Raw genomic sequence first — 21115 nt, forward strand, 5'->3', positions numbered from 1 at the left:
GCGCGAAAGGGCCGAACCGCCGCGAAAGGGCCGGGTCAGGCCGACGCAGCCACCTGTGTCGGGCGCTTGACCTGCGGCTGCGAAGCGTTGGCCGCAGCGCCTTCCTCGATCGCCTGCTGAATCGCCTTGCGACGACGCTCTTCGCTGCGGCGGCTGAAGTACCAGACAAAGAAGGTCACCAGCGACACCGACAGCAGGATCAGGCTGGCCACGGCGTTGATCTCCGGCTTCACGCCCAGGCGCACTGCCGAGAACACCTCCATCGGCAAGGTGGTCGAGCCCGGGCCGGACACGAAGCTGGCCAGCACCAGGTCGTCCAGCGACAGCGCGAACGACATCATGCCGCCTGCTGCCAGCGATGGCGCGATCATCGGGATGGTGATCAGGAAGAACACCTTCCACGGCTTGGCACCCAGGTCCATCGCCGCTTCTTCGATCGACAGGTCCAGCTCACGCAGGCGTGCCGACACCACTACCGCCACATACGCTGCACAGAACGTGGTGTGGGCAATCCAGATGGTGACGATGCCGCGCTCCTGGGGCCAGCCGATCATCTGCGCCATGGCCACAAACAGCAGCAACAGCGACAGACCGGTGATCACTTCAGGCATTACCAGCGGCGCAGTGACCAGGCCACCGAACAGCGTGCGGCCCTTGAAGCGGGTGACCCGGGTCAGCACAAAGGCCGCCAGGGTACCCAGCGCCACCGCTGCCACCGCCGTGTAGCAGGCGATTTCCAGCGAGCGCATCACCGAACCCATCAGCTGGGTGTTGTCGAGCAGGCCGACGTACCACTTGATCGACCAGCCCCCCCACACCGTCACCAGCTTGGAGGCGTTGAACGAGTAGATCACCAGGATCAGCATCGGCAGGTAGATGAACAGCAAGCCAAGCACCAGCATCAGCTTGGAGAAACTGAAGCGTTTCATGCGCGGCCCTCCATTTCTTTGGCCTGGCTGCGGTTGAACAGCAGGATCGGCACGATCAGGATCGCCAGCATCACTACCGCCAGCGCAGAAGCTACCGGCCAGTCACGGTTGTTGAAGAACTCTTGCCACAGCACCTTGCCGATCATCAGGGTTTCCGGGCCGCCGAGCAGTTCTGGGATCACGAACTCGCCCACCACCGGGATGAACACCAGCATGCAGCCGGCGATGATGCCGTTCTTCGACAGCGGAACGGTAATCTTCCAGAAGCTGTTGAAAGTGCTCGAGCCCAGGTCGGATGCAGCCTCGAGCAGGCTCGGGTCATGCTTCACCAGGTTGGCGAACAGCGGCAGGATCATGAACGGCAGGTACGAATAGACCACGCCGATGTACACCGCCAGGTTGGTGTTGAGGATCTGCAGCGGCTGGTCGATCAACCCGGTCCACATCAGGAAGCCGTTGAGCAGGCCGTTGTTGCTCAGGATACCCATCCAGGCATAGACGCGGATCAGGATCGCGGTCCATGTCGGCATCATGATCAACAGCAGCAGGACGGTCTGGGTTTCCTTCTTGGCGTTGGCAATGGCGTAGGCCATCGGGAAGCCGATCAGCAGGCACAGCAGGGTGCTGAAGAAAGCCATCTTCAACGAGCCCAGGTAAGCCGAGAGGTACAGCTCATCCTCGGTCAACAAGCCATAGTTGGCCAGGTTGAGCACCAACTGGATCTTGTCTTCGACGTAGCTGTAGATCTCGGTATACGGCGGGATCGCCACATCGGCTTCGGCGAAGCTGATCTTCAGCACGATGAAGAACGGCAGCATGAAGAACAGGAACAGCCAGATGAACGGCACGCCGATCACCACGTGCCGCCCCCGCGGGGTGAGGCGCTGGAAGGCTCGCTTGAGCTTGCGCAGTTTCATGACCGCAGTACCACGCCGCTGTCGTCTTCCCACCACACGTACACTTCATCGCCCCAGGTCGGGCGGGTACCCTGGCGCTCGGCGTTGGCGACGAACGACTGCACAACCTTGCCGCTCGGCAACTCCACGTAGAACACCGAGTGGCCACCCAGGTAGGCGATGTCATGCACCTTGCCGCGCGACCAGTTGTGCTCGAAATCCGGCTGCTTGGTGGTTACCAGCAGCTTTTCCGGGCGCAGGGCGTAGGTGATGTGCTTGTCTTCCACCGAGGTGGTGATGCCATGGCCCACGTAGATCTTGCGCTCAAGCTCCGGGCTGGCAATGATCGCGTAGCCTTCGGCATCATCGACCACATCACCTTCGAAGAGGTTGACGTTACCGATGAACTCGCACACCAGGCGGCTGGTCGGCGTTTCGTAAATGTCCACGGGCGAGCCGATCTGGGCAATCCAGCCCAGGTGCATGATGGCAATGCGCTGGGCCATGGTCATGGCCTCTTCCTGGTCGTGGGTCACCATCACGCAGGTCACGCCCACCCGCTCGATGATCTCCACCAGTTCCAGCTGCATCTGCGAACGCAGTTTCTTGTCCAGCGCCCCCATCGGCTCGTCGAGCAGCAGCAGCTTGGGGCGCTTGGCCAGCGAGCGGGCCAGGGCCACACGCTGACGCTGGCCACCGGATAACTGGTGCGGCTTGCGCTTGGCGTACTGGGTCATGTGCACCAGCTTGAGCATCTCCTCCACGCGGGCATCGATCTCGGCCTTGGGCATCTTGTCCTGCTGCAGGCCAAAGGCGATGTTCTGCGCCACGGTCATGTGCGGGAACAGCGCATAAGACTGGAACATCATGTTGATCGGCCGCTCGTAGGGCGGCATGTCGGTGATGTCGACGCCATCGAGGAAGATTCGCCCTTCGGTCGGGCGCTCGAAGCCGGCCAGCATGCGCAGCAAGGTCGATTTGCCAGAACCGGAGCCACCCAGCAGGGCAAAGATCTCGCCTTTGCGGATTTCCAGCGACACATCGTCTACGGCGATGGTTTCGTCGAATTTTTTCGTGACCCGGTCGATCTTGACCAGCACCTGCTTGGGTTGCTGGCCACCCTCGAGGGCTTTCTTATAGGCACCGGAGGCAACTGCCATGAGTGAAACTCCCAACAAGATTTGTGTGCCCGCCCCTGCTTTGCGGCGGGCCTGGATTGTTACTTGCCCGACTTGACCTTGGTCCAGCTGCGGGTCATCAAACGTTGCACCTTGGGTGGCAACTCACTGTTGACGAACATCTTGTCCAGCACTTCCTGCGGTGGGTATACCGCGGCGTCAGTCCTCACGGCCTGGTCCATCAGGTCGCCAGCCTTGGGGTTCGGGTTGGCGTAACCGACGTAATCACTGACCTGGGCGATAACCTCAGGTTTCAGCAAATAGTTGATGAAGGCGTGGGCCTCTTTGACGTTCTTGGCATCCTTGGGGATCGCCAGCACGTCGAACCAGAGGTTGCCGCCTTCCTTGGGAATGGCATAGGCCAGGTTCACACCCTTCTTCGCTTCTTCAGCGCGGGCCTTGGCCTGGAACACATCTCCGGAGAAGCCTGCCGCGACGCAGATGTCGCCGTTGGCCAGGTCGGTGATGTACTTGGACGAGTGGAAGTAGGTCACGTACGGGCGCACGGCCAGCAGCTTCTGCTCCGCTTTTGCATAATCCTTGGGGTCGGTGCTGTTGGGGTTGAGCCCCATGTAGTTGAGTACCGCCGGCAGCATTTCGTCCGCCGAGTCGAGGAAGGCCACGCCGCACTTGGAGAGCTTCTTCATGTTCTCGGGTTCGAACAGCACGGCCCAGGAGTCGATGGTGTCCACGCCCAGCGCGGCCTTCACCTTGTCGACGTTGTAACCGATGCCGTTGGTGCCCCACAGGTAAGGCACGGCGTACTGGTTGCCCGGGTCGTTCTTTTCCAGGCGCTTCATCAACCCAGGGTCCAGGTTGGAATAATTGGGCAGCAGGTTCTTGTCGAGCTTCTGGAACGCGCCCGCCTTGATCTGCTTGCCGAGGAAATGGTTGGACGGCACCACCACGTCATAGCCGGTATTACCGGCCAGCAGCTTGCCTTCCAGGGTTTCGTTGGAATCGAACACGTCCTGCACGGGCTTGATGCCCGTTGCTTTCTCGAAATCCGCGAGTGTGGTCGGGCCGATATAGTCGGACCAGTTGTAGAAGTGCACCGTAGGCGCCGCTTGGACGCTGCATGCCAGCGTCAGGCCCGCACCAGCCATCAAGGCCTTGCGGTATACAGAAATAGACAAGTGGGTGCTCCTCACAATCAGTGCCTGGGTCGCGACAATGCTGCCGCACACGCAAAACCGGCGCGCAACTTACCTTCGCAGCTTCGATGCCGCAATCAACAATTGCCTTTCACTGGCTCTGGGCCGGTAAAGCCCGGCCCAGAGGTGTCGCATAGGGCTTATTTGCCCGATTTGATCTTGGTCCAGCTGCGGGTGATTACACGCTGCACAGAAGCGTCAGGCGCAGCGATCGCGTACAGCTGCTTCTTCACTTCGGCAGGCGGGTAGATGCTCGGGTCACCGCTGATGTCTTTGTTCACGAGCGCAGTGGCAGCCTGGTTGCCGTTCGGGAAGCGCACGGCGTTGGTGATCTCGGCCATGATTTCCGGCTGCATCAGGAAGTCCATGAACTGATAGGCGGCGTCTTTATGCTCGGCATCTTTGGGGATGGCGACCATGTCATAGAAGGTACCGGCGCCTTCTTTCGGAATGACGTAGTCCACTTTCACCTTGTCGCCAGCTTCGTGGGCGCGGGCCTTGGACTGCTCCAGGTCACCCGAGTAACCGACCGCCACGCAGATGTTGCCGTTGGCCATGTCGCCGATGTACTTGGACGAGTGGAAGTAGGTGATCGAAGGACGAATCTTGAGGAACAGGTCCTCGGCGGCCTTCAGGTCTTCTTTTTTGGTGCTGTTGCTCGGCAGGCCCAGGTAGTGCAGCGCGGCCGGGATCATTTCGGTCGGTGCATCGAGGAAGCTCACACCGCAGCTTTTGAGCTTGGCGATGTTCTCAGGCTTGAACACCACGTCCCACGAGTCGATCTTGTCCACGCCCAGCGCGGCCTTGACCTTCTCCGGGTTGTAGCCGATGCCGATCGAGCCCCACATGTACGGGAAGGCGTGCTTGTTGTCCTTGTCGCTGGCATCGCCAACGGCTTTGAGCAGGTCGGGGTCGAGGTTCTTCCAGTTCGGCAGCTTGGAACGGTCCAGCTCCTCGTAAACACCCGCCTTGATCTGCTTGGCCAGGAAGTTGTTGGACGGCACCACGATGTCGTAGCCCGACTTGCCTGCCAGCAGCTTGGCTTCGAGGGTTTCGTTGCTGTCGAAGACGTCGTACTTGACCTTGATACCGGTCTGCTTCTCGAACTTGGCGATGGTGTCCGGCGCGATGTAGTCCGACCAGTTGTAGACGTTCAACACCTTGTCTTCAGCCTGAACAGCGGAGGCCATGGCACCCATAAGGGCGGCGGCCAGCAACGTCTTGCCCATTTTCTTCATGCGTAATGCTCCAGAATTTTTGTTTAGCCTTCCGTTCAGCAGCCAGGACCCACGGTGCAGAGCGCGCGGCGACTGAAACAGTCGCTAGTCTGGCAAGTTACAAGGCCCTGTATCAAGGAAAGCAGGGCGTTGTAACGACTTAATGTCACATCGCTAGCCTAGCAGGTGCTCAGTTGATCGCCTGGAGCGTCAGGTCCAGGCATTTGCGCGCCTTTTCCACCAGCTCGTCGATCTCCGCATGGCTGATCACCAGCGGCGGCGCGATGATCATGGTGTCACCCACCGCGCGCATGATCAGGCCATTTTCGAAGCAGAAGTTACGGCAGATCATGCCCACACCCTTGCCCTCGTAACGGCTGCGGGTGGCCTTGTCCTTGACCAGCTCGATCGCGCCGAGCATGCCAAGGCCACGGACTTCACCCACCAGCGGGTGGTCCTGCAGCTCACGCAAACGCTTTTGCAAATACGGTGCCGCTTCAGTGCGCGCCTTCTCGACAATTTTCTCGTCGCGCAGGATGCGCAGGTTTTCCAGGCCCACCGCGGCCGCGACCGGATGACCCGAATAGGTGAAACCGTGGTTGAAGTCACCGCCTTCGCTGATGACCTTGGCCACTTTGTCACGCACGATCACACCGCCCATGGGGATGTAACCGGAGGTCAGGCCCTTGGCGATGGTCATAAGGTCGGGCTTGAGGTCGTAATAGTCAGAGCCGAACCATTCGCCGGTACGGCCGAAACCGCAGATGACTTCGTCGGCAACGAACAGGATGTCGTACTTGGCAAGAATCTCCTTCACCTTCGGCCAATAGGTTTCTGGCGGGATGATCACGCCGCCTGCGCCCTGGATAGGCTCGGCGATGAAGGCGGCGACGTTGTCTTCGCCCACTTCGAGGATTTTCTTCTCCAGCTGCTCGGCCGCCCAGACACCGAACGCATCCGGGGTCATGTCACCGCCTTCGCCGAACCAGTACGGCTGCGGGATGTGCACGATGCCCGGGATCGGCAGGCCGCCCTGCTCGTGCATGCCGCTCATGCCGCCCAGGCAAGCACCGGCGAAGGTGGAGCCGTGATAGCCGTTGATACGGCCGATGATGGTCTGCTTGTGCGGTTTGCCCTTCAGCGCCCAGTAGTGACGCACCATGCGCAGCACGGTGTCGTTGCCTTCTGAGCCGGAGCCGGTGAAGAACACATGGGTCATGCCTTCGGGCGCCACATCGGTGATCGCCTTGGCCAGTTCCAGCGCAGGCGGGTGAGCAGTCTGGAAGAACAGGTTGTAGTACGGCAGCTCGCGCATCTGCTTTTGTGCCGCCTGCACCAGCTCTTCACGGCCGTAACCGACCGCCACGCACCACAGGCCCGCCATGCCGTCGAGGATCTTGTGCCCCTCGCTGTCCCACAAATGCACGCCCTGGGCCTTGGTGATAATGCGCGGCCCCTTCTCCTTCAGCTGCTTGTAGTCACTGAAAGGTGCGAGATGGTGCTCCCCGCTCAGGGTTTGCCATTCACGGGTTTGCGGGTTGTTGACGCTCATGTGCTTCTCCGTTGTTCGACAGCCGCGCTCCAGCGGCCCCAGGGTTTATCAGACAGCGAACAGCAGGAACTCACGCTCCCAGGAACTGATGACGCGTTTGAAGTTCTCGTGCTCGGCGCGCTTGGTGGCGACGTAGCCGGTAATGAATTTCTTGCCCAGGTACTGCACCAACGCACGGCTGTTTTCCATGCGCTCCAGGGCATCTTCGATGGTCAGCGGCAGGCGCAGGTTGCGGCGTTCGTAGCCACGGCCCTGCACCGGCGCGCTGGCATCGATGCCTTCGACCATGCCGATGTAGCCACACAGCAGGCTGGCGGCAATGGCCAGGTAAGGGTTGGCGTCAGCGCCCGGCAGGCGGTTCTCGACCCGGCGGCTTTGCGGGCCGGCATCCGGTACGCGCAGGCCGACAGTGCGGTTTTCTTCGCCCCACTCCACGTTCACCGGCGCCGACGTGTCGGGCAGGAAGCGGCGGAACGAGTTGACGTTGGGGGCGAACAGCGGCAGCGCCTCGGGGATGAACTTCTGCAAGCCACCAATGTGGTTGAGGAACAGCTCGCTCATGCTGCCGTCTTCATTGCTGAAGATGTTCTTGCCAGTGGCCAGGTCGACCACGCTCTGGTGCAGGTGCATGGCACTGCCCGGCTCGCCGGTCATGGGCTTGGCCATGAAGGTGGCGGCCACGTTGTGCTTGAGTGCAGCCTCGCGCATGGTGCGCTTGAACACCAGGATCTGGTCGGCCAGGTGCAGGGCGTTGCCGTGACGGAAGTTGATTTCCATCTGCGCCGTGCCGTCTTCGTGAATCAGCGTGTCCAGGTCCAGCTGCTGCAGTTCGCACCAGTCGTACACGTCTTCGAACAGCGGGTCGAATTCGTTGGCGGCTTCGATCGAGAACGACTGGCGGCCGGTTTCCGGGCGGCCCGAACGGCCTACCGGGGGCTGCAACGGGAAGTCCGGGTCTTCGCTGCGCTTGGTCAGGTAGAACTCCATCTCGGGCGCGACAATCGGCTGCCAGCCCTTGTCGGCGTAGAGCTTGAGGACTTTCTTCAACACGTTGCGCGGCGACAGTTCGACCGGGTTGCCCTTCTTGTCGTAGGTGTCGTGGATCACCTGCGCTGTCGGCTCGATGGCCCACGGCACCAGGAACACGGCGTTCTCGTCGGGGCGGCAGATCATGTCGATGTCGGCCGGGTCGAGCAGTTCGTAATAGATGTCGTCGTCGACGTAGTCGCCAGTCACGGTCTGCAGCAGCACGCTCTCGGGCAGGCGCATGCCTTTTTCAGCGATGAATTTGTTGGTGGGCGAAATCTTGCCGCGCGTGATGCCGGTCAGGTCACTGATCATGCATTCGACTTCGGTGATCTTGTGCTCTTTCAACCAATCGGTGAGCTGGTCGAGGTTGTTACTCATAAATACCTCAGGAGGTAAGGTGGGCCGCACGTTGATTCTGGATGGAGTAGATTGCTAAAGCAAAAACCCCCGCGCAGCGCCGCAGTGGATACACTGAAAACAAGTGTGTCCATAATGAGTTGGAAGGGCAGGAAGACGAAGTGAAAGGCGGCAAGCCGCTTCGAGGCCAGGACCGTAGACGCCAAACGTCAATTATTGCGGCCAGGGCGACCACGCCATTGACGAAGCTTGCAAAAACGACAGAGGTACCCGTTGGCACTGCGCAGGCAGTGCTTTCAGGTCGCGGCAAGCGGACCATGTGACCCTCGTATTATTGTGTTCTGGGTTGTGACCGAGCTTAGCCTTGTTCATTTTTTTACACAACACCCGCGTAAAAAATAAAAGACGGCACGCTTGAGATACCCCTTTGCAGGTGAAATAGCGGATAATGGCACGCCCCGATTTGCAGCAAATCTGCCGTAGATGTGCCATTTCAGGGCATCATGGGGTTGGCTTGACATCAGTATGGCTTTTCGATTGACTGGTCCTGCAAGCCCCCCTTGATTGATATTTTTAACAACAAAGGTGTTGCATCATGTCGGTACCCCCGCGTGCCGTTCAGCTTAACGAAGCGAACGCGTTCCTTAAGGAACATCCTGAGGTTCTCTACGTTGACCTTCTGATTGCAGATATGAATGGTGTGGTGCGCGGCAAGCGCATTGAGCGCACCAGCCTCCACAAGGTTTACGAGAAAGGCATCAACCTGCCGGCCTCCCTCTTCGCCCTGGACATCAACGGTTCCACCGTCGAAAGTACCGGGCTTGGCCTGGACATTGGCGATGCTGACCGCATCTGCTACCCGATCCCCGACACGCTCTGTAACGAGCCGTGGCAAAAGCGCCCCACTGCCCAACTGCTGATGACCATGCACGAGATCGAAGGCGAGCCGTTCTTCGCCGACCCTCGTGAAGTGCTGCGTCAGGTGGTGAGCAAGTTCGACGAGATGGGCCTCACCATTTGCGCTGCATTCGAACTGGAGTTCTACCTGATCGACCAGGAGAACGTGAACGGCCGCCCGCAGCCGCCGCGCTCGCCAATTTCGGGCAAACGCCCGCAGTCGACCCAGGTGTACCTGATCGACGACCTCGACGAATATGCCGACTGCCTGCAGGACATCCTCGAAGGCGCGAAAGAACAAGGCATCCCGGCCGACGCCATCGTCAAGGAAAGCGCCCCGGCGCAGTTCGAAGTCAACCTGCACCACGTCCCCGACCCGCTCAAGGCCTGTGACTACGCAGTACTGCTCAAGCGGTTGATCAAGAACATTGCGTACGACCATGAAATGGATACCACCTTCATGGCCAAGCCCTACCCGGGCCAGGCAGGCAACGGCCTGCATGTACACATTTCCGTGCTGGACAAAGATGGCCACAACATCTTCACCAGCGAGGATCCCGAGCAGAACGCCGCGCTACGTCACGCTGTCGGCGGTGTGCTCGAGACCCTGCCCGCGTCCATGGCGTTCCTTTGCCCGAACGTCAACTCGTACCGCCGCTTTGGCGCGCAGTTCTATGTTCCGAACGCGCCAAGCTGGGGCCTGGACAACCGCACCGTAGCGCTGCGGGTGCCAACAGGCTCGGCAGATGCCGTGCGCCTCGAGCACCGGGTCGCCGGCGCCGACGCCAACCCGTACCTGATGATGGCGGCCGTGCTGGCAGGCGTGCACCACGGCCTGACCAACAAGATCGAGCCGGGCAAGCCAATCGAAGGCAACTCGTACGAGCAGCTGGAGCAGAGCCTGCCGAACAACCTGCGCGATGCCTTGCGCGAGCTGGACGACAGCGAGATCCTCAACAAGTACATCGATCCGAAGTACATCGACATCTTCGTCGCGTGCAAGGAAAGCGAGCTGGAGGAGTTCGAGCACTCGATCTCCGACCTCGAGTACAACTGGTACCTGCATACCGTGTAAACAAAAACGCCGCCCCTCAAGGGCGGCGTTCTTGTTTGAGACCGGTGTCGCCCGCTTCCGCAGGTAAGCCACAAGCTTCAGCACTGGAGATTACCCTGTGGGAGCGGGCTTGTCCCGCGAAGAGGCCGGTACAGGCTTAAAGCGGTTTCTCGAAAATCTTCGAATTGCGCTGGTAGTTGTACAGCGAAGCCCGCGCCGATGGCAGCCGCTCCACACCGCTGGGTGCAAAACCGCGCTCACGGAACCAGTGCGCCGTACGCGTCGTCAGCACAAACAGGGTATTCAACCCCATCTGCCGCGCCCGGCTCTCGATGCGCTCCAGCAACTCATCCCCGCGCCCGCCGTGGCGGTATTCCGGGTTCACCGCCAGGCACGCCAGCTCTCCTGCTTCGGATTCGGCAATCGGGTACAACGCCGCACAGGCGATGATCATGCCCTCGCGCTCGACCACGCTGAACTGCTCGATCTCCCGCTCCAGCACTTCACGCGAGCGGCGCACCAGAATGCCCTGCTCTTCCAGCGGGCTGATCAGTTCCAGCAAGCCGCCCACATCCTCGATGGTTGCCTCGCGCACCACTTCGAACTGCTCCTGCGACACGAGCGTACCGCCACCACCCCGGGTGAACAGTTCGGTCAGCAGTGCGCCGTCCTCGGCATAACTGACAATGTGGCTGCGCGCCACGCCGCCCTTGCAGGCCTCGGCGGCGGCGTCCAGCAGTTCGCCCTGGTAGTCGCTGCCCAGACGCTGCAGGTGCGGGGCAACCTGCTGCGGGCGCAGTTCCCGCACCAGCTTGCCGTCGGCGTCCAGCAGGCCCGGCTCGGCGCCGAACAGCAGCAACTTGTCGGCCCCCAGTTCGATGGCGGCACGGGTGGCCACATCTTCACAGGCCAGGTTGAAGATTTCGCCGGTGGGCGAGTAGCCCAGCGGCGACAACAGCACGATGGAGCGCTCGTCGAGCAGGCGGCTGATGCCCTTGCGGTCGACCCGGCGCACTTCACCGGTGTGGTGGTAGTCCACCCCTTCGAGCACGCCGATCGGCCGTGCGGTAACCAGGTTGCCAGACGCCACCCGCAGGCGCGAGCCTTGCATCGGCGACGCGGCGATGTCCATCGACAGGCGTGCCTCGATGGCCAGGCGCAGGGCGCCAACGGCATCGATCACGCAGTCCAGGGTGGCGGCATCGGTGATACGCAGGCCATGGTGGTAGTGCGGGGTCAGCCCGCGCTCGGCCAATCGGCTTTCGATCTGCGGGCGCGAGCCATGCACCAGCACCAGGCGCACGCCAAGGCTGTGCAGCAACACCAGGTCGTGGACGATGTTGCCGAAATTAGGGTGTTCCACCCCATCGCCGGGGAGCATGACCACGAAGGTGCAGTCGCGATGGGCATTGATGTACGGGGAGGCATGACGCAGCCAGTTGACGTAGTCGGGCATGACAGGGCCTGTGGATAAGTGGACGGAGAACGGCGATACAAGGGGCGTTCAAGATCATCGTCGGAACAGGCTTGCGGTCACGCGCGGTCTCCTCTAGGCAGGAACGAATCAACTCGATTGACGTTTAGTGCAGGCAATAGTGCCGGATCAGGTCACGCAATAGACGCACGGTAGGCTCGATTCGTGACATTTCAAGGTATTCGCCGGGCTGGTGGGCACAGGCGATGTCGCCAGGGCCCAGCACGATGGTCTGGCAGCCCAGCTGCTGAAGATAAGGCGCTTCGGTGCCAAACGCCACCGCTTCGGCGCGATGGCCCGTCAGGCGTTCCGCCACTTGCACCAGCTCGGCATCGGCAGCCTGCTCGAACGGCGGCACCTCCGGGAACAGCGGTGCATAGTCGATGCGCACATCATGGCGCTCGGCCACGGGCACCAGCTTCTCGCGTATGGCTGCGCGCAGTTGCTCCACATCCATGCCCGGCAGCGGCCGCAGGTCGAATTCGAGCGCACACTGGCCGCAGATGCGGTTGGGGTTGTCGCCGCCGTGGATGCAGCCGAAGTTCAGGGTCGGGGTCGGCACGGTGAACTGCGGGTTGCGGTAGGTTTGCTGCCATTGCTGGCGCAAGCCCATCAGCTCGGCCATCACCGCGTGCATGGCCTCCAGGGCGCTGCGGCCCAGGCTTGGGTCCGACGAATGGCCGCTGCGCCCGAGGATGTCGATGCGGTCCATGAGAATGCCCTTGTGCATGCGGATCGGCCGCAGCCCGGTAGGCTCGCCGATGACCGCAGCACGGCCCAGGGGCTGGCCGGCCTCAGCCAGGGCGCGGGCACCGGACATGGAGCTTTCTTCGTCGCAGGTGGCGAGGATCAGCAGTGGCTGCTTGAAGTCGTGCTCCAACAGCGGGATGACGGCTTCGATGACCAAGGCGAAAAAGCCCTTCATGTCACAGCTGCCCAGGCCGACCCAGCGGCCATCGACCTCGGTCAGCTTCAGCGGGTCGCTGGCCCACAGTTGTTCGTCATAGGGGACGGTATCGCTGTGCCCGGCCAGCACCAGGCCACCCGGGCCGCTGCCGCGGCTGGCCAGCAGGTTGAACTTGCCCGCAGTGACCTGCTGGATGTCGCATTTGAACCCCAGGTCGCCCAGCCACCCCGCCAGCAGGTCGATCACGTGGCGGTTGGACTGGTCCAGCGCAGGTTGGGTGCAACTGACCGAAGGCGCGGCGATCAAGGCGGCAAACTGGTCTTTCAGCGTCGGCAACGGCATGCACATACTCCTCGGAAGCGTTGCCCATCATAGGACTATCCGCTGTCTGGAATAAACCGTTGGTGGCTGACTGCTGTAGACTCTCCGCCAACCACGCCCCTCTTTCGAGTCTGTGATGCACAAAGAAACCGAACTGAAGCTCCGCGCCAGCCGCGAGACCCTTGCCGCCCTGCGCGAGCACCCTCTGCTGAAAAAGCGCAACAAGTCCGGCTGGCAGACCCGTGAACTGCTCAACCAGTACTTCGACACCCCCGAGCGTGAGCTGTCCGCCGCCCGTGTCGCCCTGCGCCTGCGCCGCGATGGCGATGCCGTCATCCAGACCCTCAAATGCCGCGGCACCAGCGTGGCCGGCCTGTCCGAGCGCAACGAGTACGAATGGAACCTGGACAAGGTCAAGCTCGACCTGAAGAAGCTGGACGCCACCTGCTGGCCCGAGCAACTGGCAGACCTGGACAAGAAAACCATCAAGCCGCTGTTCACTACCGACTTCAGCCGTGAATACGCCGAAATCGCCTGGGGCCGTGGCAAGAGCAAAGTGGTGATCGAAGCCGCGCTGGACCAGGGCTTCGTGATCGCCGGCAAGCGCAAGGAAGAGATCTGCGAGCTGGAGCTGGAACTGCGCGAAGGTGACCCGCAAGCACTGCTGGAGCTTGCCGCCGAGCTGGCCGCCAGCCTGCCGCTGATGCCCTGCGACATCAGCAAGGCCGAGCGTGGCTACCGCCTGCTGGAGCCGGACAGCTACGAGTTGGGCCTGCCGCACAGCGAGCTGGACGCCGAGATGGCCCTGGACGACGCTTACGCCGCATTGGCCTGGCAACTGCTGGGCAGCAGCCAGCGCCTGGCCGAGCAGTACCGCCACAACGGCCACTGGCGCCTGCTGCAGGACTGGGTCGAGTGCCTGAGCGAGCTGCGCGCCCTCACCGCCAGCCTTGGCCAGGCCGCGCCACGCGCGAGCACCCGTGACCTGCGCAGCAGCCTCGACGCCCTGCTGGAAGACTGGCGCCCGCTGGTGCAGGCCGGCAACGATGACGAAGACATCCGCCGCGCTGCCCCCGAGCAGTTCGCCGAAGAACTGGAAGACGTGCGCTGGGGCCAGTTCTCGCTGGAAACCTCGCGCTGGCTGCTGGCCCGTTCCTGGACCGTGGAGCGCAAAGGCCGTGGCGAACGCCAGGGCAAGGCGCAGCTGGCCAGCTGGCTGGCACACCTGCTGGGCGAAGAAGGCCGTGCGTTGAAGCTGCCGCTGTACACCCAGCGCCCAGAAGACCTGGCCGAGCAGCTGCCACGTATCGAGCAACTGCTGGCCTGGCTACACCATGCTCGCCAGGTGCTGGAAGCGCCGCAGATGGACCGCCTGTATGGCGACCTGAAGAAGCTGCACGAGCTGGCCGAACTGCCAATCAGTGATGAAGTGCTGGACGCACGTATCGAACAGGCTCGGGCAGTGGATCAGAGTCGCGGCTGGAAGCACCTGATCAAGGCTTGATACCGCGTCGCCATTTCGCGGCGGTTCGGCGCCGCGAATGGCCTCACCGCGACAGCGGCAGGCTGGTGGTGGACTTGATCTCGGACAGCGCCACAATAGAGTTCACTTCCTGGATACCCGGCACGTTCGACAGTTTTTCGAAGAAGAACCGTTCGTAGGCCTCGATATCCGACGTGACGATGCGCAGTAGAAAGTCCACTGCCCCCATCAGCACATAACACTCCAGCACCTCCGGAAACCCGCGGATCGCCTCGGTAAACTCGGTGAAGTTGGAGCGCCCGTGAGCATTGAGCTTCACCTCGGCGAAAATTTGCGTGTTCAGGCCGACTTTCTTGCGGTCCAGCAAGGTCACCTGCCCGCGAATCACCCCCTCTTCCTTCAAGCGCTGTATGCGCCGCCAGCACGGCGATTGCGACAGCCCCACGCGCTCGGCGATCTGCGCGCTGGACAGCGAAGCGTCCTCTTGCAGCAGTTCGAGAATGCGGCGGTCGTAGGCGTCCAGCTCACTATGCATTGTTCAATCTCCTGATTGGCATTATCTGAATTGATCAATTCATCAAATAGGCAAAATGATCAAATGATAGCGAAAAAATGCCGCGCCTGACGTGCAAGAATTTCTCCCACATTCGCGGAGACCAGCATGAACGCACAGCCCCGTACCGACGCCTGGGCCGCCAGCAACGCCCACAGCACCGTGCACTACCGCCTGCAAGCAGATGCCGAGCCCGACAGCCTGTGCCGCGTGCTCAACCTGTTTGCCCTGCAGTTCCTGACCCCGCACAGCGTGCACGTCAGCCAGCAGGATGACTGGCTGGACATCGAAGTCGGCATTGGCGGCCTGAGCTGGCACCGGGCCGAGGTTATTGCGCAGAAACTGCGTAACCTGGTGTGTGTGGGTGAAGTGAGCCTGACCAACATGCACCGGGTGGAGCTGGCGGTTGTATGAATATTTGCGGCGCTATCGCCGGCACAGAAATAGCAAATTCCTGAAACCCTTCACCTCCGATGCTCTTCCGCCGCCCGGCTAGCCTTGATCAGCACTTCCCCATCAGGCACGGACGCCAACCATGCACACCCCCGACAACCTGGAACTCGATCTGAAGCGCGTGCTTCAGGCCCTGCTCACCGATCAGTACCTACACGCCAACGACACCCTGCAAGTACTCGAACACGCCGCCGCACAGCCCGCCGGCCACCCGCTGGAACACATCGCCGCCTGCTGCCTGGAAGACCGCCGGCAACCAGGCCGGCTGCTGGACGTGGACTACCTCTGCCAATGGCTGGCCGGCAAGGTCGGTCAGCCCTACCTGCGTATCGACCCCCTGCAACTCGACCTGCCGCAAGTCGCCGGCCTGGTGTCCCCTGCTTTTGCCCAGCGCCACGGCATCCTCATCGTCGCCGACGACCCCTCCGGCATCACCGTCGCCAGCGCCCAGCCCTACCAGAACGACTGGCAGGCAGACCTGGCCCGCAGCCTGGGTCGGCCGATCCGCCGCGTGCTGGCCAGCCCCACACAAATCCGCCAGTCAGGGCAGTCGTTTCACCACTTGGCCCAGTCGGTAAAGGGCGCGCAGCACCAGCAATCGTCCAGCCTGGGCGACCTCGAACAGTGGCTGGAACTGGGCATGCGCCAGACCGAAGCCAGCGCAGACGACGCACACATCGTGCATATCGTCGACTGGCTGCTGCAATACGCCATTGAGCAGCGCGCCAGCGATATCCACCTGGAGCCACGACGCGACCAGGGCCAGTTGCGCTACCGCATCGATGGCCTGCTGCACACCGTGTATGCCTTCCCCGCCGGGGTCACCCTGGCGCTGGTCAGCCGCCTGAAACACCTTGGCCGCATGGACGTAGCAGAAAAGCGTCGGCCCCAGGACGGCCGCCTGCAAAGCCGGCTACCGGGTGGTGGTGAAGTGGAACTACGGCTGTCGACGCTGCCGACCCCGTTCGGCGAAAAGCTGGTACTGCGCGTGTTCGACCCACACCAACTGCACGAGGGCTTCGACCACCTCGGCCTGGAGGGGCCGCAGCTGGCTCAGTGGCAAAGCCTGCTGCGCCAGCGCCAGGGCATCATCCTGGTCACCGGCCCCACCGGTTCCGGCAAGACCAGCACGTTGTACACCAGCCTCACACTGCTGGCCACGCCGCAGGTAAACGTGTGCACCATCGAAGACCCGATCGAACGCCTGGAACCGGCCTTCAACCAGCTACAGGTGCAGCCCGCGCTGGACCTGGGTTTTGCCAGCGCCGTGCGGGCCATGCTGCGCCAGGACCCGGACATCATCATGATCGGCGAAATCCGCGACCGCGAAACGGCCCTGGTGGCGGTACAGGCGGCCCTGACCGGGCACCTGGTCCTGTCGACCCTGCATACCAACGATGCCTGCGCGGCAATCACGCGCCTGCAAGAGCTGGGTGTGGCCGACTACCTGATCAAGGCCACACTGGTCGGGGTCATGGCCCAGCGCCTGGTGCGTACGTTGTGCCCGGACTGTGGAGCGAATCCTTCAGACACCTGCCGGACCTGCCGAGGCACCGGTTTTCATGGGCGCACGGGGTTGTTCGAACTGCTGCAGCCCAGTGAGAGCCTGCGTGCTTTGATTGGCCCGAACACCGATCTGGCCCATTTACGGCGTCAGGCGCTGGCCGATGGCCTGGTTGACCTGCGCCGTTGCGGCGAGGCCAAAGTGGCTAGCGGGCAGACCCGTACCGAGGAAGTACTGCGTGTCTGCAACTGACGAAAAGTCCTTCGTATTCAAGGAACTTGCCCTGGCAGAAAAGATCCAATCGCGCATCTTTAACCCTCACCCTTCGAGGTGTTTCAACATGCGTCTCAAAACCGCCATCGCTGCCGCTGCCTTGCTTTCGCTGCCCATTGGCTCGGCCATGGCCGATACCTTCTGGCGTAACGTGATGACTTCCGGTGCAACCACTGGATCGAGCTACCTGACCTCGCGGGATCACAAACTGGTAGTAGCCGCGCAGGATGACGCCAGCAGCTTCGTCGCCAGCGAAGGCGCAATCCGCGGGCCGTTCCTGGAAGCGGCCATGCGCCAGGCACGGGCAGAGCACCCAGGGATGCAAGCTTCCGACATGGAGCTGGCCAATGCCATCCTGGCCAAGAATGCAGTAGCCGAGTAACCGCGTCGCCTGCTTCGCGGGCCTGCCCGCTCCCACAGGGACCGCACAAGGCTGAATCTGGTGCAATTCCTGTGGGAGCGGGCAAGCCCGCGAAAAACCCAGCACTAATCTCAGCGGTAAGCCTCCACCGGCACACACGCGCAGAACAGGTTTCTGTCCCCATACACGTTGTCCACCCGGTTCACCGCCGGCCAGTACTTGTGCTGGCGCACGTGCGCACTGGGTGCCACCGCCTGCTCCAGGCTATACGGCCTGTCCCACACCCCCAGTACATCAGCCAGGGTATGCGGCGCATGCTTGAGGGGGTTGTTCTCCGCCGGCCAGTTGCCGTCCTGCACCTCGCCAATCTCTGCACGAATCGCCAGCATCGCCTCGACAAACCGGTCCAGCTCGGCTTTGGACTCACTTTCGGTCGGCTCCACCATCAGCGTGCCCGGCACCGGGAATGACATGGTCGGGGCGTGGAAACCATAGTCCATCAAACGCTTGGCCACGTCCTCCTCGCTGATGCCCGTCTGTGCTTTCAACGGCCGCAAGTCGAAGATGCACTCATGCGCCACCCGCTGGTTGCGCCCGCGGTAGAGCACCGGGAAGGCGCCGCCCAACTGGCTGGCCAGGTAGTTGGCCGACAGGATTGCCACCTCGCTGGCATCGGCCAGCTGCGGCCCCATCATGGCAATGTACATCCAGCTGATCGGCAGGATGCTCGCGCTGCCCCAGGGTGCGGCGCTGACCGCGCTGTTGTTCGGGTCCAGGCCGGGCACAGGTCCCACCGGGTGGCTGGCAACGAACGGCGTGAGGTGCGCGCGGATGCCAATCGGCCCCATGCCCGGGCCACCACCGCCGTGAGGGATGCAGAAAGTCTTGTGCAGGTTCATGTGCGAAACATCGGCCCCCATGTCGGCCGGCCGCGCCAGGCCCACCTGGGCATTGAGGTTGGCGCCATCCATGTACACCTGGCCGCCGTGCTGATGGACCACTTCGCAGATTTCGCGGATGCCCTCTTCGTACACACCGTGGGTGGACGGATAGGTGACCATCAGGCACGACAAGCGCTCCCCGGCCGCGTGGGCTTTGGCCTTGAGATCGTTCAAGTCGACGTTGCCGTGGTCGTCGCAATCCACGATCACCACCTCCATGCCCGCCATTTGCGCCGACGCCGGGTTGGTGCCGTGGGCTGACGAGGGAATCAGGCACAGCGTGCGCTGGGGCTGGTGGCGGCTGCGATGGTAGCGGGTGATGGCCATCAGGCCTGCGTACTCGCCCTGGGCACCGGAGTTGGGCTGCATGCAGATGGCGTCGAAGCCGGTGATTGCGCACAGCCAGCTTTCCAGTTCGTCGATCATCGCCTTGTAACCCGTGGCCTGGGCCGCCGGCGCAAAGGGGTGCATGTGGGCAAAGCCGGGCCAGGTGATGGGGATCATTTCACTGGTGGCGTTGAGTTTCATGGTGCACGAGCCCAGCGGGATCATCGACTGGTTCAGGGCCAGGTCCTTGTTCTCCAGCTGCTTGAGGTAGCGCAGCATCTCGGTTTCGCTGTGGTGCAGGTTGAACACCGGGTGAGCGAGAAACGGCGTGCGCCGCACCAGCCCGGCCGGGATGCCTTGGGGCAGGGCCAGCTGGTCGAGGGCAGCGATCTCCAGGCCGTGGTCCACACCCAGGAAGATATCGAACAGGCGCAGCACCGTGTGCTCGTCACAGGTTTCGTCCAGGCTCACGCCCAGGTGCCCGCGCCCAAGAATGCGCACGTTGATGTGCGCGGCTTCGGCGCTTTCGATGATGGCCGCCTGGGTGCCGCCGACATCCAGGGTAAGGGTGTCGAAGAAATGCCGGTTGAGCCGCTGGATGCCTTTGGCTTCAAGGCCAGCAGCCAGGATGACGGTCAGCCGGTGCACACGCTGGGCGATGCGCTGCAGGCCTTCAGGGCCGTGATACACCGCGTAGAAGCCGGCAATGTTGGCCAATAGCACCTGGGCCGTGCAGATGTTGGAGTTGGCCTTCTCGCGGCGGATATGCTGCTCGCGGGTTTGCAGGGCCATGCGCAGCGCAGTGTTGCCACGGGCATCGCGCGACACGCCAATGATGCGCCCCGGCATGGCACGCTTGTAGTCGTCGCGGCAGGCGAAATAGGCCGCGTGGGGGCCGCCGTAGCCCATCGGCACACCAAAGCGCTGGGTCGAACCCAGTACCACATCGGCCCCCAGCTCGCCGGGGGGCGTCAGCACCACCAGGCTGAGCAGGTCGGCAGCCACGCAGGCCAGTGCCTGCTGGCTGTGCAACTGGTCGATCAGCGGGCGCAGGTCACGCACCTCGCCGTGGGTGTCGGGATACTGCAGCAAAGCGCCAAATACCGCGTGATTGCCAAGGTTATCCACAGCGTCGACGATCAATTCGAAGCCAAAGCCCTCGGCGCGGGTCTTGAGTACCGACAGCGTCTGCGGGTGGCAGTGCTCGTCAGCAAAGAAGGCATTGCTCTTGTTGCGCGCCATCCGCTTGGCCAGGGCCATGGCCTCGGCGGCGGCGGTGGCTTCATCGAGCAGCGAGGCATTGGCCAGCGCCAGCCCGGTGAGGTCGATGACCATTTGCTGGAAGTTCAGCAGCGCCTCCAGGCGGCCTTGGGCGATTTCGGGTTGATACGGCGTATAGGCGGTGTACCAGCCGGGGGTTTCCAGCACATTGCGCAGGATGACCGTGGGGGTGATGGTGCCGTGGTAGCCCATGCCGATCAGGCTGGTCCAGACCTGGTTCTGTGCGGCGTAGCCGGCGAGTTTGGCCAGCGCGGCCTGCTCATCCAGCGCCGCTGGCAGGTCAAGTGGGCGATTGAGGCGGATGCCTGGCGGTACGGTCTGCTCGATCAGCTCGCTGCGGCTGGCGACACCCAGCACGTTGAGCATGGCCTGCTGTTCTGCGCCATCGGGGCCCAGGTGGCGATGCAGGAAAGGGTTGAGCTCTTGCAGTTGATGCAGGGATGGCGACTGGGACATGACGACGCTCTCTTCCTAGACCAGGTCTCATGGAGACTTACAAGTCTAGGAAGGGATTGCCGATTCTGCGGGGAAACTTGCTTTGGCCTGGCGAAAGCCGGGGGCGCGTTGCGCCCCAAGATCTATCAGTTACTCGCCGATGGCAGCTGCATAGCCGGCAGCATCCAGCAGCTTTTCCAGCTCGGCCGGGTTGCTTGGCTTCAGTTTGAAGATCCACGCTGTGTAGGGTTCTTCGTTGAGCTGCTCCGGGCTATCGGCCAGTTCTTCGTTGACTGCGATCACTTCGCCGCCGATCGGGGCGTAAATGTCCGAAGCGGCCTTGACCGACTCGACCACACCGGCAGCGTCGCCAGCGGCGAATACCTTGCCGACTTCGGCCAGCTCGACGAATACCACGTCACCCAGGGCTTGCTGGGCGTGGTCACTGATACCCACGGTCACGCTGCCGTCGGCTTCCAGGCGCGCCCACTCGTGGCTTTCGGCAAAACGCAGGTCGGCGGGGATATTGCTCATGTCTT

17 protein-coding genes are annotated in these 21115 nt (G+C 62.3%); 5 read left to right on the plus strand and 12 right to left on the minus strand.

Annotation, left to right across the window (positions count from 1 at the left end):
- Positions 1-35: 35 nt before the first annotated feature.
- The 7 genes from AC07XM_RS10560 to AC07XM_RS10590 form a co-directional block, all read right to left on the minus strand.
- The gene (locus AC07XM_RS10560; protein WP_016489721.1) at positions 36-929 is read right to left on the minus strand and encodes an ABC transporter permease subunit; all 894 of its coding nucleotides are present in this window, start codon (positions 927-929) and stop codon (positions 36-38) included.
- Positions 926-1846 carry an ABC transporter permease subunit gene (locus tag AC07XM_RS10565; protein WP_016489722.1) on the minus strand — a complete coding sequence of 307 codons (921 nt, stop codon included), beginning with the start codon at positions 1844-1846 and terminating at the stop codon, positions 926-928. The genes AC07XM_RS10560 and AC07XM_RS10565 overlap by 4 nt, the downstream gene beginning before the upstream one ends.
- On the minus strand, positions 1843-2985 hold the full coding sequence (potA, locus tag AC07XM_RS10570) for a polyamine ABC transporter ATP-binding protein (protein ID WP_016489723.1): 1143 nt from the start codon (positions 2983-2985) through the stop codon (positions 1843-1845). The genes AC07XM_RS10565 and potA overlap by 4 nt, the downstream gene beginning before the upstream one ends.
- A gap of 59 nt (positions 2986-3044) precedes the next feature.
- A complete protein-coding gene (locus AC07XM_RS10575) occupies positions 3045-4139 on the minus strand; it encodes a polyamine ABC transporter substrate-binding protein (RefSeq protein ID WP_016489724.1) in 1095 nt (364 codons plus the stop codon).
- Between the two features lie 158 nt (positions 4140-4297).
- Positions 4298-5395, minus strand: a complete 1098-nt coding sequence (locus AC07XM_RS10580) for a polyamine ABC transporter substrate-binding protein (protein ID WP_016489725.1) — start codon at positions 5393-5395, stop codon at positions 4298-4300.
- 169 nt (positions 5396-5564) lie between these two features.
- On the minus strand, positions 5565-6926 hold the full coding sequence (locus AC07XM_RS10585) for an aspartate aminotransferase family protein (protein WP_102689452.1): 1362 nt from the start codon (positions 6924-6926) through the stop codon (positions 5565-5567).
- A 48-nt stretch (positions 6927-6974) separates the two neighbouring features.
- Positions 6975-8333, minus strand: a complete 1359-nt coding sequence (locus tag AC07XM_RS10590) for a glutamine synthetase family protein (protein ID WP_102689451.1) — start codon at positions 8331-8333, stop codon at positions 6975-6977.
- A 574-nt stretch (positions 8334-8907) separates the two neighbouring features.
- Between AC07XM_RS10590 and AC07XM_RS10595 the strand changes: the two genes are divergently transcribed.
- Positions 8908-10284, plus strand: a complete 1377-nt coding sequence (locus tag AC07XM_RS10595; RefSeq protein ID WP_016489728.1) for a glutamine synthetase family protein — start codon at positions 8908-8910, stop codon at positions 10282-10284.
- A gap of 136 nt (positions 10285-10420) precedes the next feature.
- On the opposite strand, the gene argA is transcribed toward AC07XM_RS10595, so the two are convergent.
- Together argA and argE are read right to left on the minus strand one after the other, a co-directional pair.
- Entirely contained in the window at positions 10421-11719 is a 1299-nt protein-coding gene (argA, locus tag AC07XM_RS10600; RefSeq protein WP_016489729.1) for an amino-acid N-acetyltransferase, read from the minus strand.
- Positions 11720-11843: 124 nt separating this feature from the next.
- Entirely contained in the window at positions 11844-12986 is a 1143-nt protein-coding gene (argE, locus tag AC07XM_RS10605; protein ID WP_016489730.1) for an acetylornithine deacetylase, read from the minus strand.
- A gap of 115 nt (positions 12987-13101) precedes the next feature.
- Between argE and AC07XM_RS10610 the strand changes: the two genes are divergently transcribed.
- Positions 13102-14469 (plus strand): CYTH domain-containing protein, encoded by a 1368-nt coding sequence (locus AC07XM_RS10610; protein ID WP_024718089.1) that lies wholly within the window; start codon positions 13102-13104, stop codon positions 14467-14469.
- A 43-nt stretch (positions 14470-14512) separates the two neighbouring features.
- Here AC07XM_RS10610 and AC07XM_RS10615 read toward each other — a convergent pair whose 3' ends face one another.
- A complete protein-coding gene (locus AC07XM_RS10615) occupies positions 14513-14983 on the minus strand; it encodes an Lrp/AsnC family transcriptional regulator (protein ID WP_003253717.1) in 471 nt (156 codons plus the stop codon).
- Positions 14984-15109: 126 nt separating this feature from the next.
- On the opposite strand from AC07XM_RS10615, the gene AC07XM_RS10620 reads away from it, so the two are divergent.
- From AC07XM_RS10620 to AC07XM_RS10630, 3 genes are all read left to right on the plus strand, one after another.
- Positions 15110-15415, plus strand: a complete 306-nt coding sequence (locus AC07XM_RS10620) for an ACT-like domain-containing protein (protein WP_016489732.1) — start codon at positions 15110-15112, stop codon at positions 15413-15415.
- A 121-nt stretch (positions 15416-15536) separates the two neighbouring features.
- Positions 15537-17210 (plus strand): GspE/PulE family protein, encoded by a 1674-nt coding sequence (locus AC07XM_RS10625; RefSeq protein ID WP_102689450.1) that lies wholly within the window; start codon positions 15537-15539, stop codon positions 17208-17210.
- 88 nt (positions 17211-17298) lie between these two features.
- Positions 17299-17613 (plus strand): DUF2388 domain-containing protein, encoded by a 315-nt coding sequence (locus AC07XM_RS10630; RefSeq protein ID WP_024718088.1) that lies wholly within the window; start codon positions 17299-17301, stop codon positions 17611-17613.
- A 110-nt stretch (positions 17614-17723) separates the two neighbouring features.
- On the opposite strand, the gene gcvP is transcribed toward AC07XM_RS10630, so the two are convergent.
- Together gcvP and gcvH are read right to left on the minus strand one after the other, a co-directional pair.
- Entirely contained in the window at positions 17724-20597 is a 2874-nt protein-coding gene (gene gcvP, locus AC07XM_RS10635) for an aminomethyl-transferring glycine dehydrogenase (protein ID WP_102689449.1), read from the minus strand.
- Positions 20598-20726: 129 nt separating this feature from the next.
- The gene (gene gcvH / locus AC07XM_RS10640; RefSeq protein ID WP_016489736.1) at positions 20727-21110 is read right to left on the minus strand and encodes a glycine cleavage system protein GcvH; all 384 of its coding nucleotides are present in this window, start codon (positions 21108-21110) and stop codon (positions 20727-20729) included.
- Positions 21111-21115: the final 5 nt, after the last annotated feature.

The sequence above is a fragment of the Pseudomonas sp. GW460-LB5 genome (assembly GCF_059423245.1).